This window comes from Vibrio sp. OPT41 (assembly GCF_015163595.1).
Taxonomy (GTDB): Bacteria; Pseudomonadota; Gammaproteobacteria; order Enterobacterales; family Vibrionaceae; genus Vibrio; species Vibrio alginolyticus.
The window spans coordinates 267,951-283,546 of sequence record NZ_JADDYH010000074.1 but is presented as its reverse complement, the minus strand read 5'-3'; the positions used below and the strand labels follow the sequence as shown (position 1 = coordinate 283,546).

The 15,596-nt window shown below is 45.1% G+C and carries 12 protein-coding genes and 4 tRNA genes; 14 read left to right on the top strand and 2 right to left on the bottom strand.

Going from position 1 to position 15,596, the window contains the following annotated elements:
* Window positions 1-15 precede the first annotated feature (15 nt).
* The 13 genes from IQP38_RS25125 (at window position 16) to luxS (ending at window position 11,586) form a co-directional block, all read left to right on the top strand.
* Window positions 16-92, top strand: a tRNA-Arg gene (locus IQP38_RS25125).
* A 52-nt stretch (window positions 93-144) separates the two neighbouring features.
* Window positions 145-221 (top strand) — tRNA-Arg (locus tag IQP38_RS25120).
* A gap of 53 nt (window positions 222-274) precedes the next feature.
* Window positions 275-351: transfer RNA gene (locus tag IQP38_RS25115), tRNA-Arg, on the top strand.
* A gap of 52 nt (window positions 352-403) precedes the next feature.
* Window positions 404-480, top strand: a tRNA-Arg gene (locus IQP38_RS25110).
* 553 nt (window positions 481-1,033) lie between these two features.
* Complete coding sequence (locus tag IQP38_RS25105) at window positions 1,034-1,291, top strand: oxaloacetate decarboxylase subunit gamma (RefSeq protein WP_005379932.1); 258 nt, start codon at window positions 1,034-1,036, stop codon at window positions 1,289-1,291.
* A gap of 31 nt (window positions 1,292-1,322) precedes the next feature.
* Window positions 1,323-3,107 (top strand): sodium-extruding oxaloacetate decarboxylase subunit alpha, encoded by a 1,785-nt coding sequence (oadA, locus tag IQP38_RS25100; protein ID WP_017635927.1) that lies wholly within the window; start codon window positions 1,323-1,325, stop codon window positions 3,105-3,107.
* A 9-nt stretch (window positions 3,108-3,116) separates the two neighbouring features.
* Window positions 3,117-4,247 carry a sodium ion-translocating decarboxylase subunit beta gene (locus IQP38_RS25095; RefSeq protein ID WP_005379935.1) on the top strand — a complete coding sequence of 377 codons (1,131 nt, stop codon included), beginning with the start codon at window positions 3,117-3,119 and terminating at the stop codon, window positions 4,245-4,247.
* 123 nt (window positions 4,248-4,370) lie between these two features.
* Window positions 4,371-5,321 (top strand): NADP-dependent oxidoreductase, encoded by a 951-nt coding sequence (locus tag IQP38_RS25090; protein WP_005385434.1) that lies wholly within the window; start codon window positions 4,371-4,373, stop codon window positions 5,319-5,321.
* Complete coding sequence (locus IQP38_RS25085) at window positions 5,315-5,776, top strand: YqaA family protein (protein ID WP_005379938.1); 462 nt, start codon at window positions 5,315-5,317, stop codon at window positions 5,774-5,776. Before IQP38_RS25090 ends, IQP38_RS25085 begins: the two co-directional genes overlap by 7 nt.
* Window positions 5,777-5,785: 9 nt before the next feature.
* On the top strand, window positions 5,786-8,629 hold the full coding sequence (locus IQP38_RS25080; protein WP_017635925.1) for a M16 family metallopeptidase: 2,844 nt from the start codon (window positions 5,786-5,788) through the stop codon (window positions 8,627-8,629).
* A gap of 156 nt (window positions 8,630-8,785) precedes the next feature.
* Window positions 8,786-10,354, top strand: a complete 1,569-nt coding sequence (gene gshA / locus IQP38_RS25075) for a glutamate--cysteine ligase (protein WP_193838128.1) — start codon at window positions 8,786-8,788, stop codon at window positions 10,352-10,354.
* A gap of 23 nt (window positions 10,355-10,377) precedes the next feature.
* A complete protein-coding gene (locus tag IQP38_RS25070) occupies window positions 10,378-10,983 on the top strand; it encodes a hypothetical protein (RefSeq protein ID WP_005379943.1) in 606 nt (201 codons plus the stop codon).
* Between the two features lie 84 nt (window positions 10,984-11,067).
* A complete protein-coding gene (gene luxS / locus IQP38_RS25065) occupies window positions 11,068-11,586 on the top strand; it encodes an S-ribosylhomocysteine lyase (protein ID WP_005379945.1) in 519 nt (172 codons plus the stop codon).
* A gap of 68 nt (window positions 11,587-11,654) precedes the next feature.
* On the opposite strand, the gene IQP38_RS25060 is transcribed toward luxS, so the two are convergent.
* Together IQP38_RS25060 and IQP38_RS25055 are read right to left on the bottom strand one after the other, a co-directional pair.
* Entirely contained in the window at window positions 11,655-12,935 is a 1,281-nt protein-coding gene (locus IQP38_RS25060) for an HlyC/CorC family transporter (RefSeq protein ID WP_005379948.1), read from the bottom strand.
* A 124-nt stretch (window positions 12,936-13,059) separates the two neighbouring features.
* Window positions 13,060-13,854, bottom strand: coding sequence for a cytochrome C assembly family protein (locus IQP38_RS25055; protein ID WP_005379950.1), 795 nt, complete (start codon window positions 13,852-13,854; stop codon window positions 13,060-13,062).
* A 224-nt stretch (window positions 13,855-14,078) separates the two neighbouring features.
* On the opposite strand from IQP38_RS25055, the gene ffh reads away from it, so the two are divergent.
* Window positions 14,079-15,461, top strand: a complete 1,383-nt coding sequence (gene ffh / locus IQP38_RS25050; RefSeq protein WP_005385423.1) for a signal recognition particle protein — start codon at window positions 14,079-14,081, stop codon at window positions 15,459-15,461.
* Window positions 15,462-15,596: the final 135 nt, after the last annotated feature.

Sequence of the window (15,596 nt, the reverse complement as noted above, 5' to 3'; positions counted from 1 at the left end):
ATATCGAAAACTTGCGCGTCCTTAGCTCAGCTGGATAGAGTACCTGGCTACGAACCAGGCGGTCGGAGGTTCGAATCCTCCAGGACGCGCCACTTATTTAAGGGGAATGCCCTGATATTGACGAAAGTCGATATCGAAAACTGCGCGTCCTTAGCTCAGCTGGATAGAGTACCTGGCTACGAACCAGGCGGTCGGAGGTTCGAATCCTCCAGGACGCGCCACTTATTAAAGGGTAATGCCCTGATGTTGACGAAAGTCGATATCGAAAACTTGCGCGTCCTTAGCTCAGCTGGATAGAGTACCTGGCTACGAACCAGGCGGTCGGAGGTTCGAATCCTCCAGGACGCGCCACTTATTGCAGGGTAATGCCCTGATGTTGACGAAAGTCGATATCGAAAACTGCGCGTCCTTAGCTCAGCTGGATAGAGTACCTGGCTACGAACCAGGCGGTCGGAGGTTCGAATCCTCCAGGACGCGCCACTCATTGAAACAGCCTCGCAATTGCGAGGCTTTTTTGTATCTAGACATCTGAAATATGGCGTAGGATCACTAGAGCCTATGTTCCTCTTTTTTAAAAGCGAATATGTGCGTATCTAAGCAATTTGCTATCAAGCTTCTGTCGCATCGTGTGAAATCATCCTGATTATCCCTCCTATACACTGACTTCCATTTTTCATTTCAATCACTCTCATGTAGTCACTTTGTTTGTTATTTGTTTATTTATTGTTAATCTTGTTCATCTTTTTGTTTTTGTTGGTTTTTACTGCGTGAGTCCCGATTTGATTTTGAAATCTAAATCGCAGTTTTTATTTATGTCCTCCTTTACTCTGTTCGTAAGGTGATAGCGATTTGAAGTGATTATTTTGTCATGAACTGTGATCTGGGTAGTGAATAAATAATCATTTATCAGGATTACTACAAACCTTCCTTAAACAAAATTGACAAAATTTAACCAATCGAGATAATCCATGGGTCGGGATTTGACACTATTAAAGTCCTGCACGTTGTCAGGATGACAAAGAAAGGAAGCAACATGACTAATATAGGAAGCCTGCTAGTAGATGCGGCCACCCTGATGCTAACGGGGATGGCGGTCGTATTTATTTTCCTCACTATTCTTGTTTATCTCGTTCGGTTAATGTCGAAATTGGTACCAGAAGAAGTACCAGAGCCGATCGCAGCACCAAAAACAAACACTAATATTCAATCAACCTCTTCAGCTGTTAGTCCACAAGTAGTGGCGGCGATCTCGGCTGCGATTCATAAACATCGCGCCTCATTCGCGAAGTAGCCGAACTAGGATTAAAAAGGAGTTTAAGAGCATGTCTAAACCACTAGCTATTACTGATGTGGTCCTTCGTGATGCCCATCAATCACTATTTGCTACGCGTATGCGTATTGAGGATATGCTGCCTATCGCAGCTGAGTTGGATAAGGTTGGTTACTGGTCTCTAGAGACTTGGGGCGGTGCAACATTTGATTCTTGTATTCGATTCTTAGGAGAAGACCCTTGGGAGCGTTTACGTGAACTAAAAAAAGCGATGCCTAATACACCAATGCAAATGCTACTGCGTGGTCAAAACCTTTTAGGATACCGCCATTATGCCGACGACGTAGTAGAGAAGTTTGTTGAACGCGCGCATGCTAACGGCATGGATGTATTCCGTATTTTTGATGCAATGAATGACGTGCGAAACTTCCAGAAAGCCGTTAAAGCAACGGTTGATGTTGGTGCGCATGCTCAAGGTACGTTGTCTTACACTACGAGCCCAGTGCATAACGCAGACACTTGGGTTGACTTGGCAAAACGCCTAGAGGATTTAGGTTGTCACTCGCTGTGTATTAAAGATATGTCTGGCTTACTTAAGCCTTATGAAGCGGAAGAGCTTATCACGCGTATCAAAGCGTCTTGTGATGTGCCATTGGCACTTCATTGTCATGCAACAACGGGGCTGTCTACAGCAACAGCGGTAAAAGCAGTAGAAGCCGGTATTGATATTCTCGATACTGCGATTTCTTCAATGAGTTGTACTTACGGTCATACACCGACTGAAACGGTAGTCGCTATGCTAGAAGGCACCGAGCGAGATACCAATTTGAAACTCGAGCAACTGGAATCTATCGCCGCATATTTCCGTGAGGTACGTAAGAAGTATGCGAAGTGGGAAGGCCAGTTAAAAGGAGTCGATTCACGCATCCTGATTGCTCAAGTGCCTGGTGGTATGCTGACCAATATGGAAGGCCAGTTGAAAGAGCAGGGTGCTGCGGATCGCATTGATGAAGTATTAGAAGAGATCCCTCGTGTACGTGAAGATCTTGGTTTCATTCCATTGGTGACTCCAACTTCACAGATCGTCGGTACGCAAGCGGTGATTAACGTTCTTACTGGCGAGCGCTATAAGAGTATTACCAAGGAAACCGCTGGCCTATTGAAAGGTGAGTACGGTCAAGCGCCAGCCGAGTTAAATGCAGAACTGCAAGCGAAAGTGCTTGATGGTAAAGAGCCAATTACCTGTCGTCCTGCCGATTTACTTGAGCCTGAAATGGAGACGCTTACGGTTGATCTGATGGAGAAAGCGAAATCAGAAGGCATTAAGCTAGCAAGTGAGCGTGTTGATGACGTACTCACTTATGCACTTTTCCCTCAAGTTGGGCTTAAGTTCCTTAAGAATCGTGAAAACCCAGAAGCATTTGAGCCTGCACCAACGCTAGAAGCTGAGAAGCCTGCTGTACCTGTAGCTCAACCAGCAACTGGTGGTGTAGAAACTTATAGTGTACGTGTTGACGGGCAGGTGTATGAGGTGGAAGTTGGCCCTCAAGGTGAACTGACATCTGTTGCTCCTTCTAATGCACTGGCAAAATCGGCTACACCTAGCGCACCTTCTAATGCTTCAGCAGAAGCGGTACCTGCTCCTCTTGCAGGTAACATCTTCAAAGTGAATGTTCAGCCTGGTGCTGAGGTAGCTGAAGGCGATGTATTGCTCATCCTTGAAGCGATGAAAATGGAAACTGAAGTACGAGCGGCGCGTGGTGGTGTGGTTCAAGAGCTGAACGTTAAAGAAGGCGATGCTGTCACAGTAGGTGCGCCTCTGTTGAGCCTGGCGTAAGGGAGTATCATGGACGGATTGTTAACCCTTTGGGCAGAAACAGGGATCGCTAACTTCGAGTTCGGCCAAATCTGTATGATGCTGGTTGGTTGTACCTTGCTGTTTTTGGCAATTAAAAAAGGATTTGAACCTTTACTGTTATTGCCGATTGGTTTCGGTGCTATTTTGGCGAATATTCCAAATGCTGGCTTTACTGAGCCTGGTGGCTTGCTCTACTACGTTTACTACATTGGGATTGAATCGGGTGTGTTCCCGCTATTGATCTTCATGGGTGTGGGCGCGATGACTGACTTTGGTGCTTTGATCGCAAACCCAAAAACGTTGTGGTTAGGTGCGGCTGCGCAGTTTGGTATTTTTGCAACACTGTTTGGCGCTATTTTGCTCAACTATGTACCTGGCATGGAGTTCTCCATGGCAGATGCTTCGTCTATCGCGATCATCGGTGGTGCTGATGGGCCAACAGCGATTTTCTTAGCGAGTAAGCTCTCTCCAGATCTGCTAGGTGCGATTGCAGTCGCGGCATACAGCTATATGGCATTGGTGCCGATCATCCAGCCACCAATCATGAAAGCACTGACAACCAAGGAAGAGCGTCAAATCAAGATGGCTCAGCTTCGTCATGTTGGTAAATGGGAGAAAGTCATCTTCCCGCTTGCTGTATTACTGATGACGATTCTGTTCTTACCTTCAGCTACGCCATTGGTTGGTATGTTCTGTTTGGGTAACTTGATGCGTGAAGCTGGTGTGGTCGATCGTTTATCGAAAACTGCTCAAAATGAATTGATCAACATAGTGACTATCTTTTTAGGTCTTGGTGTTGGTTCTAAGCTGCAAGCTGAGCAGTTCTTGAACCTAGAAACGTTAGGTATCTTGGGGTTAGGCGCAGTTGCATTTAGTATCGGTACTGGTGCGGGCGTCCTGATGGCGAAACTGCTTAACAAGTTCTCGAAAGAAGACATCAACCCACTTATTGGTGCGGCTGGCGTTTCTGCGGTACCAATGGCCGCGCGAGTCGTAAACAAAGTTGGTTTACAAGCTAACCCGCAAAACTTTTTGTTAATGCATGCGATGGGACCAAACGTTGCTGGTGTGCTGGGTTCAGCCGTTGCGGCTGGTATATTGTTAGCACTTGTTGGTTAGACATTATTGAAAATGGAATGATCAACCAATTTACAAAATCACGATTAACTTAGGTTAACAAAATGGTTTATAGTCAAAGGGATGCTTTCGCATCCCTTTTTGTTTTCTTGCAGGGAATGGTTTATGGAACACAAACAGATCGTTATCACTGAGTTTGGTGATGCCAACGTACTCGCGATTCAACATGCTTCTACACCATCACCACAGCCTGGTGAAGTCTTAGTAAAAGTCGCTTTTTCAGGCGTAAATCCTATTGATGTCAAAACTCGAGCTGGGCTCGGTTGGGCAGCAGCGCAGAATAAGGATAATTTACCTTGGGTGCCAGGTTACGACATCTCAGGAAAAGTGATGTCTTGTGGAGAGGGGGCATCACGTTTTAATGAAGGTGATGAGGTGGCTGGATTTATTGGTTTCCCAGTTCGAGGCGGTGGTTACAGTCAATACATATGTGTTCCAGAAACTGAGTTAAGTCATGTTCCTAGCTCCGTAACTTTGGAGGCAGCTGCTGCATTACCGTTGGCGGGACAAACTGCGGCACAAGCTCTCAGTAAGGCTAATGTGACGGAAAACGATCGCGTACTTATCCTCGCTGGAGCCGGTGGTGTTGGACACCTCGCGGTACAAATTGCGATCGCGACGAAAGCGGAAGTCTTTACAACCTGCAGTGAACGAAATTTAGACTACCTTGCGACGCTCGGTGCTCATGCAGTGAACTATCAATTTGCACCAGTGTCAGAACGTGTTGAAGATGTTGATGTTTTGATTGATTTAGTAGGCGGAGATGCTGCGTTAGATGCGCTTAAATGCCTGAAAGATAATGCGAGAGTCATCACCGTTCCAACCATAACTGCTGAGCTGATTTGTGAAAAAGCCAAACTCCTAGGCTTTGAGGCTAGTGGCATGTTGGTTGAACCAGACCCTGCGCAGTTAGATACCTTGTTGTACATGGTCGGCGTTGGCTTACTGAAGACTGAAATTCAACAGGTTTATCCTATGAGTGATGTCATTGGTGCTCACCAGCAGGTCGAATCAGGAAGAACCAGAGGCAAGGTGTTGCTTGATATGACATGCTAGAAGCATTTAACACGAGTTTTGAAAGTTTAGCGCTTTGGTTTTCAGATTCAGCATTATGGGTGCTTTTCATGACCGGTTTTCTCAGTGCCACGTTGTTGCCTGGTGGTTCTGAAGCGGGCTTAGTTGCCACTCTCTCATTAAATCAATACTCCGTTTCTTCAATTGTTATGGTCGCTACTATCGGTAATACGCTTGGTGGCTTAACAAATTATTGGCTTGGCTTGTGGATTCCCAACAAAGCACAAGAGGAAAAGCACGGTCATACCGCATTAAAGTGGCTCTCTAAGTATGGCTATTGGGGGTTATTTTTTAGCTGGTTACCTGTAATAGGAGACCCGCTGTGTTTAGCCGCAGGGTGGCTAAGAATGAAGTTTCTGCCTTGCGTGATTTTAATATTTTTAGGAAAGGCTGCTAGGTATAGCTTACTTGCGGCCATCTATCTCGGATTATTTTAAGGAAAGTACATGAAGATGTTTTGGGTTGGCGCGTGTTCACTGTTGGTGATCACGGGCTGTGCATCAAATACGCCAGTTTCATCACTGCCGAAAGGGGTAACTTTCGTTGAGTCATCGAAAGCTGAAGAAGGCAAAGTTAAGATTCCATACCAAAAGTATAAACTCGATAATGGTTTAACGGTGATCTTAGCTCCTGAAGATTCTGACCCATTGGTCCATGTGGATGTGACTTACCATGTTGGTTCAGCTCGTGAAGAAGTGGGTAAGTCTGGTTTTGCGCATTTCTTTGAGCACATGATGTTCCAAGGTTCAGAGAACGTTGGTGACCAAGAGCACTTCAAAATCATCACGGAGGCTGGCGGCACATTAAATGGTACTACAAACCGCGATCGTACTAACTACTTTGAAACTGTCCCTGCTAACCAGCTCGAGAAAATGCTGTGGTTAGAGTCTGACCGTATGGGCTTTTTGTTGGATGCGGTTTCTCAACGCAAATTTGAAATTCAGCGTTCGACTGTAAAAAATGAGCGAGCTCAGCGTTACGATAATCGTCCTTATGGCTTAATTTGGGAGCGCATGTCCGAAGCGCTATATCCTGAAGGTCATCCGTATTCGTGGCAAACCATTGGTTATGTTGAAGATCTTGATCGTGTTGATGTGAACGACCTCAAAGCGTTTTTCTTGCGTTGGTATGGCCCAAACAATGCGACTATCACGATCGGTGGTGACTTAGACGTTGAACAAACTCTAGAGTGGGTAAATAAGTACTTCGGTTCGATTCCTCGTGGTCCTGAGGTTGAAAATGCGCCGAAACAACCTGCAAAACTGCAAGAAGATAAATACATCACTCTAGAAGATCGTATTCAACAACCTATGGTGATGATCGCGTGGCCAACAACCTACAATGGCGAAGAAAGCCAAGCGTCTCTCGATACATTATCAGAAGTATTGGGTGGCGGTACCAACAGCGTGCTCTATCAAGACCTAGTGAAGACTCAAAAAGCGGTCGATGCTGGTTCATTCCATGATTGTGCTGAACTGGCGTGTAACTTTTACGTTTACGCAATGGGTGATTCTGGAGACAAAGGCGACCTATCAAAACTGTACGACGAGCTTTTACAATCACTAAATCAGTTTGCGGAAAAAGGCGTGACAGAGGATCGCCTTGAGCAGTTGAAGGGTAAAGCGGAAGCGGATGCTATTTTTGCGCTAGAAAGCGTTAAAGGTAAAGTGACTCAGTTGGCTTCCAACGAGACATTTTTCGGCGATCCTGATCGTCTTGAGCAACAGCTTGAGCAAATCCGTGCAGTTACGCCGACTTCGGTAGAAAAAGCGTATACGGACTTTATTCAAGGTAAGAACAAAGTGACCCTAAGCGTGGTCCCAAAAGGAAAAACAGACCTTGTCGTAAAACCTGCGACCTTTGTGACGCCAAAGCGTACGCTGCCAGAATATGAGAAGATTTCCGATGACCAATTGGCGTATCGTCGTGCGACCGATAACTTCGATCGCTCAGTGCAACCGCCAGTAGGAGAACCAGTGAAAGCGACGATGCCAGAGCTGTACGAGTTACATTTCAAGAATGGCTCAGAGCTGCTTGGTGCAGTTAGCGATGAAACGCCGACGGTGATGATGCAATTTAGTCTACCTGCCGGGACACGTTTTGTTGAAAAGGGTAAAGAAGGTCTTGCCCAATTGACCGCTGCGATGTTGCAAGAAGGCACAACGAAACGCAGTGTCGAAGAGATTCAAGCTGAGCTTGATAAACTGGGTAGTGTTATCTCTGTTAATGCCACAGGTTATACAACAAACATCAGTGTTTCTGCTCTAGAAAAGAACTTAGAGCCGACGTTAAAAATTGTCGAAGAGATGTTGCTGTCTCCTGCATTTAATCAAGATGATTTCGAGCGTGTAAAAATGCAAGCGCTAGAAGGCCTGGTATATGAGCACCAAAATCCAAGTTGGATGGCGTCACAAGCGAGTCGCCAGGTGCTCTATGGGGATTCGGTTTTTGCTCGACCAAAAGACGGCACGCAAGCAGGTGTCAGTGCATTAACGTTGGATGATGTCCGTGAATTCTACTCGAAGCATTACACGCCACAAAGTGCGCAAATCGTCGTTGTTGGTGACATCAATAAACAGGAAATTGAGCAGCAACTGACGTTCTGGAAAAACTGGCAAGATGAAGCTGCGCCATTGTATGCACCGCAAAGCATTGCTGCATTAGGTGAGCAAAAGATCCATCTTGTTGATAAACCAGGAGCGCCGCAAAGTGTGGTCATGATGGTTCGTCAAGGTATGCCTTACGACGCAACGGGCGATTTTTACCTAAGCCAACTGACAAACTTCAACTTAGCTGGGAACTTCAATAGCCGCATTAACCAAAATCTACGTGAAGACAAGGGTTACACATACGGTGCTTACGGCTATTTCTCTGGTAATCCAGAAACAGGCTCGGTGGTTTTCACCGCGCAAGTACGAGCGGATGCAACGGTTGCTTCGATCATTGAGATGGAAAATGAGCTAAATGAATACTCGCAGTCAGGTATTACTGATGAAGAGATGAAATTTATGCGTCAAGCGGTCGGTCAAAAAGATGCACTGAAATATGAAACGCCAACACAAAAAGCGGAGCTCATCAGTGATATTCTTAAGTACAACCTCGATCATGATTACTTGCAGCAAAGAAACGCTATCGTAGAAAAAGTTGATAAGCAGACGTTGAATGCGCTGGCTCAGAAATGGTTTGATCCAAATGACTATCAAATTATCGTCGTTGGTGATGCTAAATCGTTGCGTCCTCAATTAGAAAAGTTGGGGAAAGACGTAGAAGAGCTTGAAATCATTCGATAGAGTACACATTTAATAGCGGAGAAACGTTTCTCCGCTATTCATCTAGATAAGCAACTTTTCGTGGGTTATTTATCTAGATGCATTAACTATCAATAACTTAGCTTACACTTGTGTTATGTAACAAGTGTCCTGCTCCCAATATAAGCGAACCTCATTTTGACTGATTTTGCTGCGCGACTAAAAAAAGTTGCATCAAACCCCGAAGTATTTAAGCAGTTTGGACGCGGTGTTGAGCGAGAAACTTTGCGCTATCGTCAGGATGGACATCTAGCTACAACTCCTCATCCTGAAGGGTTAGGCTCTGCGTTCACAAATCAATGGATCACAACGGATTTTTCGGAATCATTGTTAGAGTTCATTACGCCTGTGTCACATGCAATTCCAGAACTGATGGCACAGCTGAAAGATATCCATCATTTCACTCAAACCAAAATGGGTGAAGAGAAAATGTGGCCACTATCAATGCCTTGCTACGTAGGCTCAGAGGATGATATTCAGTTAGCCCAGTATGGCTCTTCGAATGCAGCGAAAATGAAAACGCTGTACCGAGAAGGCCTAAAGCGTCGCTATGGCAGCCTGATGCAAATTATTTCAGGTGTCCATTTTAACTTCTCGTTTCCTAAAACATTTTGGGATGCGCTCTATGGCGAGCAAGATGAACAAGCCCGCCAAGATGCTAAGTCTGATGCGTACTTTGCGTTGATCCGTAATTACTACCGCTTTGGCTGGATGATTCCCTACTTCTTTGGTGCATCACCAGCGTTATGTGGCTCTTTTATTCAAGGTCGTGAAACCGATCTGCCATTCGAGAAGATTGGCGGGACATTATATTTGCCGAAGTCGACGTCTTTGCGTTTGAGCGATCTTGGCTATACCAATAGTGCTCAAAGTGTGCTGAAAATTGGTTTTAACAGCATTGACCAATACCTCGATGGTTTGAGTGATGCGATTCGCCACCCATCAGAAGAGTTTGCGAAAATTGGGGTAAAAGTGGATGGTGAATACCGCCAGCTTAATTCCAATATCTTACAAATTGAGAATGAACTGTACGCTCCGATTCGTCCAAAACGTGTATCGAAAAGTGGTGAGAAGCCTTCAGATGCGTTACGACGCGGTGGTGTCGAATACATTGAAGTTCGTTCTCTAGATGTTAACCCATTCAGCGCAGTGGGCTTAAATGAAGAGCAAGTACGATTCTTGGATCTCTTCCTTACCTGGGCGGCCTTGTCAGACTCAGACCCTATGGATAACTGTGAATTAGAGTGTTGGCGCGATAACTGGAATAAAGTCATTGTTTCTGGCCGTGAAAAAGGTCTAATGCTGCAAATTGGTTGTCAAGGTGAACGTCTATCTCTACAAGATTGGGCACACCGAGTTTTCGTCGAGTTACGTCAAATAGCACAGCAAATGGATATGACCGCTGGTGGCAGTGCATACCAAGATGTGTGTAATCAACTCGAGACATGGATTGATAACCCAGAACTAACGATCTCTGGTCAACTATTAGAGCTAACGAAAGAGCTGGGTGGGCTAGGTAAAGTTGGTTGTACTCTTGGTATGAAGTACCGTGATGAAAACCTAGCTCACGGTTATCAGTACTACTCACAAGATACGATGGAAACGGAAGTAGCGTCGTCCGTGGAAAAACAAAAGCAAGCAGAGCAGAGTGACACGCTTTCTTTTGATGATTTTTTGGAAGATTACTTTGCTTACCTGAAGCAGTAATGACTAACTAAGGATTGGTGCGGTTGAACATTAAGTCGTCAGTAGTAGCGGTACTTGGAAGCGTGTTACTTGCAGGTTGTGCTACGGCACCGCCAAAGCAGCAGAATAACTTATGCGAGATATTCCGAGAGAAATCCGGTTGGTACGATGATGCCAAAGATATGGAAGATGAATGGGGGACCCCTATTCATGTCGCTATGGCCATCATTAAACAAGAAAGCAGCTTTCGGCACGATGCAAAACCACCTAAAGATTATTTGCTAGGGTTTATTCCTTGGGGACGAGTCAGCAGTGCGTATGGTTACGCTCAAGCTCAAGACCCTGCTTGGGAAGACTTCCAAGATGCCACAGGTCAGGGTGGCTCTCGTACCAACTTCGATGATTCTATGATGTTTGTCGGTTGGTATACTCATGAAACACGGCGTCAGCTAGGGATTTCATTATGGGATCCCTATAACCAGTATCTGGCTTATCATGAAGGGCGAGGTGGGTATAAGCGAGGTACTTATAATCGAAAGCCTAGTTTAATCAAAGTCGCTCGACGTGTTGAACAAACAGCGAAAACTTATGGCTGGCAGCTGAAGCAATGTCGTCAGGAATTAGAAGACAACAGCAGCTGGTTCTTTTAGCCCACAGTCAGTTCATGTGCTGTAGGGATGAATGACATTTATCCATTACCGAAAGGTACTGGAGTTACAATCAGGAGAGATGTAATGCCTTTACTCGATAGTTTTACCGTGGACCACACTCGTATGAATGCACCCGCTGTACGAGTGGCGAAAACCATGCAGACCCCAAAAGGGGATACGATTACTGTTTTCGACTTACGCTTTACTGCGCCAAACAAAGACATTCTTTCTGAAAAAGGTATTCACACCCTAGAGCACCTTTATGCAGGCTTTATGCGTAATCACCTAAACGATGATTCTGTTGAGATCATCGATATTTCGCCTATGGGTTGCCGCACAGGTTTTTACATGAGCCTGATTGGCACACCATCAGAGCAGCAAGTCGCAGATGCTTGGATTGCAGCAATGGAAGATGTGCTGAAGGTAGAAAGTCAGAATAAGATCCCTGAACTTAACGAATACCAATGCGGCACGGCAGCAATGCACTCTTTAAAAGAAGCACAACAGATCGCAAAGAACATTTTGGATGCTGGTGTTTCGGTGAACAAAAATGATGAACTTGCTTTGCCTGAGTCGATGTTAAAAGAGTTGCGCATCGACTAGGTGCTCATTAAGAAGCATATTGCCCCAATAAGTAAAAAAGCCTGACATGAGTCAGGCTTTTCTTTTGGTTATTTGGATGTCGATTTTTTCTTCTTCGGATAAACACGAACGAGCTTGATTCGGTTCTCTTCAATCTCAACAAGTTCCATTGGGTGACCCGCTACTCTCACACTTAGATGGCTCTCAGGAATATCTTCCAAGTGTTCTAAAATGAGCCCGTTTAGCGTTCTCGGACCATCCGTTGGTAAATCCCACTTCAGGCCTTTGTTGATATCTCGGATATTGGTGCTGCCTTCAATAAGGAAGCTTCCGTCACCTTGAGGACTGATCTCATCAGAGAGGCTTGGAGAAATTGACGTCGTGAACTCACCAATGATCTCTTCCAGAATATCTTCAAGAGTGATTAGACCGATGATATCACCGTACTCATCCACGATCAGACCGATACGTTGCTTGTTGCGTTGGAATTTCAACATTTGCACGTTCAATGGTGTGCCTTCTGGGATGTAATAGACCTCATCAGCAGCACGTAATAGCGTTTCTTTGTTGAATTCGTTCTTTTCCAACATCAGACGATAAGCCTCGCGCAAGCGCAGCATACCAACCACTTCATCAATTTGGTCACGATAGAAAACTATGCGCCCATGTGGTGAGTGGGTTAGCTGACGAACAATGGATTTCCAGTCGTCGTTAATATCGATACCAGTAATTTCATTGCGTGGGACCATAATGTCGTTCACGGTGACGTGCTCAAGATCCAAAATAGACACTAGCATGTCTTGGTGTCGGCGAGGGATCAAACCGCCAGCTTCATTTACCACCGTACGCAGCTCATCGGAGCTAAGATGATCTTCTGCTGAGTGATCCGCTCTTACGCCAAGTAAGCGGATAAAGCCATTCGTAATAAAGTTAACAAGCATCACTAAAGGCGACAGTAACTTCATCAGTATGGTCAATAATATACTGCTCGCGTAGGACACACGTTCAGGGTAAAGCGCTGCAATTGTTTTAGGGGTAACCTCGGCAAAAACCAATACAACCATAGTTAGTGCACCGGTTGCGATAGCGACACCTAAATCACCATACAAACGCATACCAATAATGGTCGCGATAGCAGACGCGAGAATATTAACGAGGTTGTTGCCGATAAGAATAAGACCAATCAAACGATCTGGACGGTCTAATAGTCTTTCGACTCGCTTAGCACCCTTATGCCCGTTTTTGGCTAAGTGTTTTAAGCGATAACGATTCAGAGACATCATCCCTGTTTCTGAACCGGAAAAGTAACCTGATATGACGATAAGACACGCGAGTAGCGCAAACAAGATACCCGTAGAGATGTCGTCCAAAACGTTGCTGTTCCTTGTAAGTATTGGGTTATATAACGGTTGAGTAAGTCCGTTAAGTCAAAGAGTTAAGGCGTACTGTATTTTATCTAGCCTAAAATATAAAGGATAGGAGCCCTAGAGCTCCTTAATTCAAGATGATTTCTTTTACAAAGCGACTGCCAAAATATGCCAGAGTTAACAGTGTTGCTCCTGCAACAGCGAACCATGTGACTTTTCTACCACGCCAGCCTTTTTGATAGTGACCCCAAAGCAGTATTGAGTACACCACCCAAGCGATGAAAGAAAGAATGCCCTTATGTGCCTTACCTTGGGCAAACATATCCTGCACAAAGACAAAGCCAGTAATGAGCGTGGCAGTTAACAATAAGTTACCGATCAAAATAATTTTGAAGAGTTGACGCTCCACCATTAATAGAGGCGGCAGGTTTGGGTTAATCGCCAAAGATTTTTTTGCTTTCAGTTTGTGATCCAGCCAAGCCAACTGAAGCGCATAGAGTGCCCCGATAGTTAAAGTCGCGTATGAGAAGAGCGCAAATGAAATATGAATGAGTAGCTTAGGGTCATTCTCTAGGTGCTTTATAAACGTGCTTGGCAAAAATGTGGCTGCAGATAAATTGATGGCAGCAAAGCTATAAACGACAGGCAATAAAAACCACAGTCGGTTTTTCAACATAGCAAGGCTCATGACCAGAGAAATAATAAAACTGATCAAAGAAGCCACGTTGAGAATACTCAGGTTTTGACCTGAACCATCAAAGATCAGATCACTCAAAATCCACGCATGAAAAACAAGCGCACAGGCAGCACTAGCAAACACTGTTTTTGCTTTGATTCCTGACTGTTGTGAGAGTCCGGGTATGATGGTCGCAATCGCCAAGACATAAAGTATGGCGGCCGCGATGGCTATTAAGCTATCCATGAATCCTAAATATTATTGTGCACGATGGAGAAATTATACCTTGCATTACACTTTGGGGCTACGTTATATCCGACATCAATCGTGAGAGATGAGATATTGAAATTAATAAGTTACCGCACCATATATAAATAGAGACAAGAATAGGACAGCGGTACGGGTATGACTCAGACCTTGGCTAATGTATACTCACACTAATTAATCGCCATTTTAGCGAAGAGACAAAGATGTTTGAGAATTTAACGGATCGATTATCCAAAACGCTGAAAAATATCAGTGGTAAAGGTCGTCTGACCGAAGACAACATTAAAGAAACCCTACGTGAAGTCCGAATGGCTCTACTTGAAGCTGACGTTGCGCTTCCGGTCGTTCGTGAATTTGTGAACCGCGTTAAAGAAAAAGCGGTGGGCGTAGAAGTTTCTAAATCTCTGACTCCAGGTCAGGAATTTATCAAGATCGTTCAAACAGAACTTGAAGCCGTAATGGGTGAGTCGAATGAGGCGCTAAACCTTGCTGCTCAACCACCTGCTGTGCTTCTTATGGCTGGTCTACAAGGTGCGGGTAAAACCACATCGGTAGGTAAGTTATCTAAGCTTCTAAAAGAACGTGACAAGAAGAAAGTCTTGGTTGTGTCTGCCGACGTTTACCGTCCTGCGGCAATCAAGCAGCTTGAAACACTGGCATCAGACATCGGTGTTGACTTCTTCCCATCATCACCAGACCAAAAGCCTATTGATATCGCCAATGCAGCGATTGACCATGCGAAGAAAAAATTCTACGACGTATTGATTGTCGATACCGCAGGTCGTTTGGCAATTGATGAAGAGATGATGGGGGAGATCAAAGATCTTCACGCAGCTATCAACCCAGTAGAAACGCTATTTGTTGTTGACGCCATGACGGGTCAAGACGCAGCAAATACAGCAAAAGCCTTTGGCGATGCGCTACCTCTTACCGGTGTAGTTCTAACTAAGGTTGATGGTGATGCTCGTGGTGGTGCGGCACTTTCAGTACGCCATGTCACGGGCAAACCAATCAAATTCTTGGGTGTCGGTGAAAAAACTGACGCGCTAGAACCGTTCCACCCAGATCGTGTTGCTTCACGTATTCTTGGCATGGGTGACGTTCTGTCTTTGATTGAAGACCTACAACGCAACGTTGACCAAGAAAAGGCAGAAAAGTTAGCGAAGAAGTTCAAAGAGAAGAAAGGTTTCGACCTTGAAGATTTCCGTGAACAGCTAGGCCAGATGCAAAACATGGGCGGCATGATGGGGATGATGGATAAGCTTCCAGGAATGTCCCAGCTACCAGACAATGTGAAAGACAAAGTCGATGACAAGATGTTCAAACAGATGGAAGCGATCATCAGCTCCATGACAATGAAAGAACGTCAACGCCCAGAAATTATCAAGGGCTCGCGCAAGAAGCGTATCGCGGCTGGTTCTGGTGTGCAGGTTCAAGATGTAAACCGCTTACTAAAACAGTTCACCCAAATGCAGAAAATGATGAAAAAGATGCAAAAAGGTGGCATGAAAGGCATGATGCGCAACATGCAAGGCATGATGGGCGGCATGGGTGGCGGCGGTGGCTTCAACCCATTTGGTCGTTAATTAATCGATCACGCATAGATTCAGGGTGTTAGGTTCGTCACAAACTTTAAATTCAATTTATGTTGGTGAAAAAGTAACTAAACTCCTTGCATTGCTCCGGGAGAAGAGTAAAATTCCGGAGCTTTATTTTGGCAC

Excerpts from the sequence above, each read along its gene's own strand:
- IQP38_RS25080 (WP_017635925.1), top strand. The coding sequence starts at position 5,786 with ATGAAGATGTTTTGGGTTGGCGCGTGTTCACTGTTGGTGATCACGGGC.
- oadA (WP_017635927.1), top strand. The coding sequence starts at position 1,323 with ATGTCTAAACCACTAGCTATTACTGATGTGGTCCTTCGTGATGCCCAT.
- ffh (WP_005385423.1), top strand. The coding sequence starts at position 14,079 with ATGTTTGAGAATTTAACGGATCGATTATCCAAAACGCTGAAAAATATC.
- IQP38_RS25085 (WP_005379938.1), top strand. The coding sequence starts at position 5,315 with ATGCTAGAAGCATTTAACACGAGTTTTGAAAGTTTAGCGCTTTGGTTT.
- IQP38_RS25090 (WP_005385434.1), top strand. The coding sequence starts at position 4,371 with ATGGAACACAAACAGATCGTTATCACTGAGTTTGGTGATGCCAACGTA.
- IQP38_RS25095 (WP_005379935.1), top strand. The coding sequence starts at position 3,117 with ATGGACGGATTGTTAACCCTTTGGGCAGAAACAGGGATCGCTAACTTC.
- IQP38_RS25055 (WP_005379950.1), bottom strand. The coding sequence starts at position 13,854 with ATGGATAGCTTAATAGCCATCGCGGCCGCCATACTTTATGTCTTGGCG.
- luxS (WP_005379945.1), top strand. The coding sequence starts at position 11,068 with ATGCCTTTACTCGATAGTTTTACCGTGGACCACACTCGTATGAATGCA.
- IQP38_RS25105 (WP_005379932.1), top strand. The coding sequence starts at position 1,034 with ATGACTAATATAGGAAGCCTGCTAGTAGATGCGGCCACCCTGATGCTA.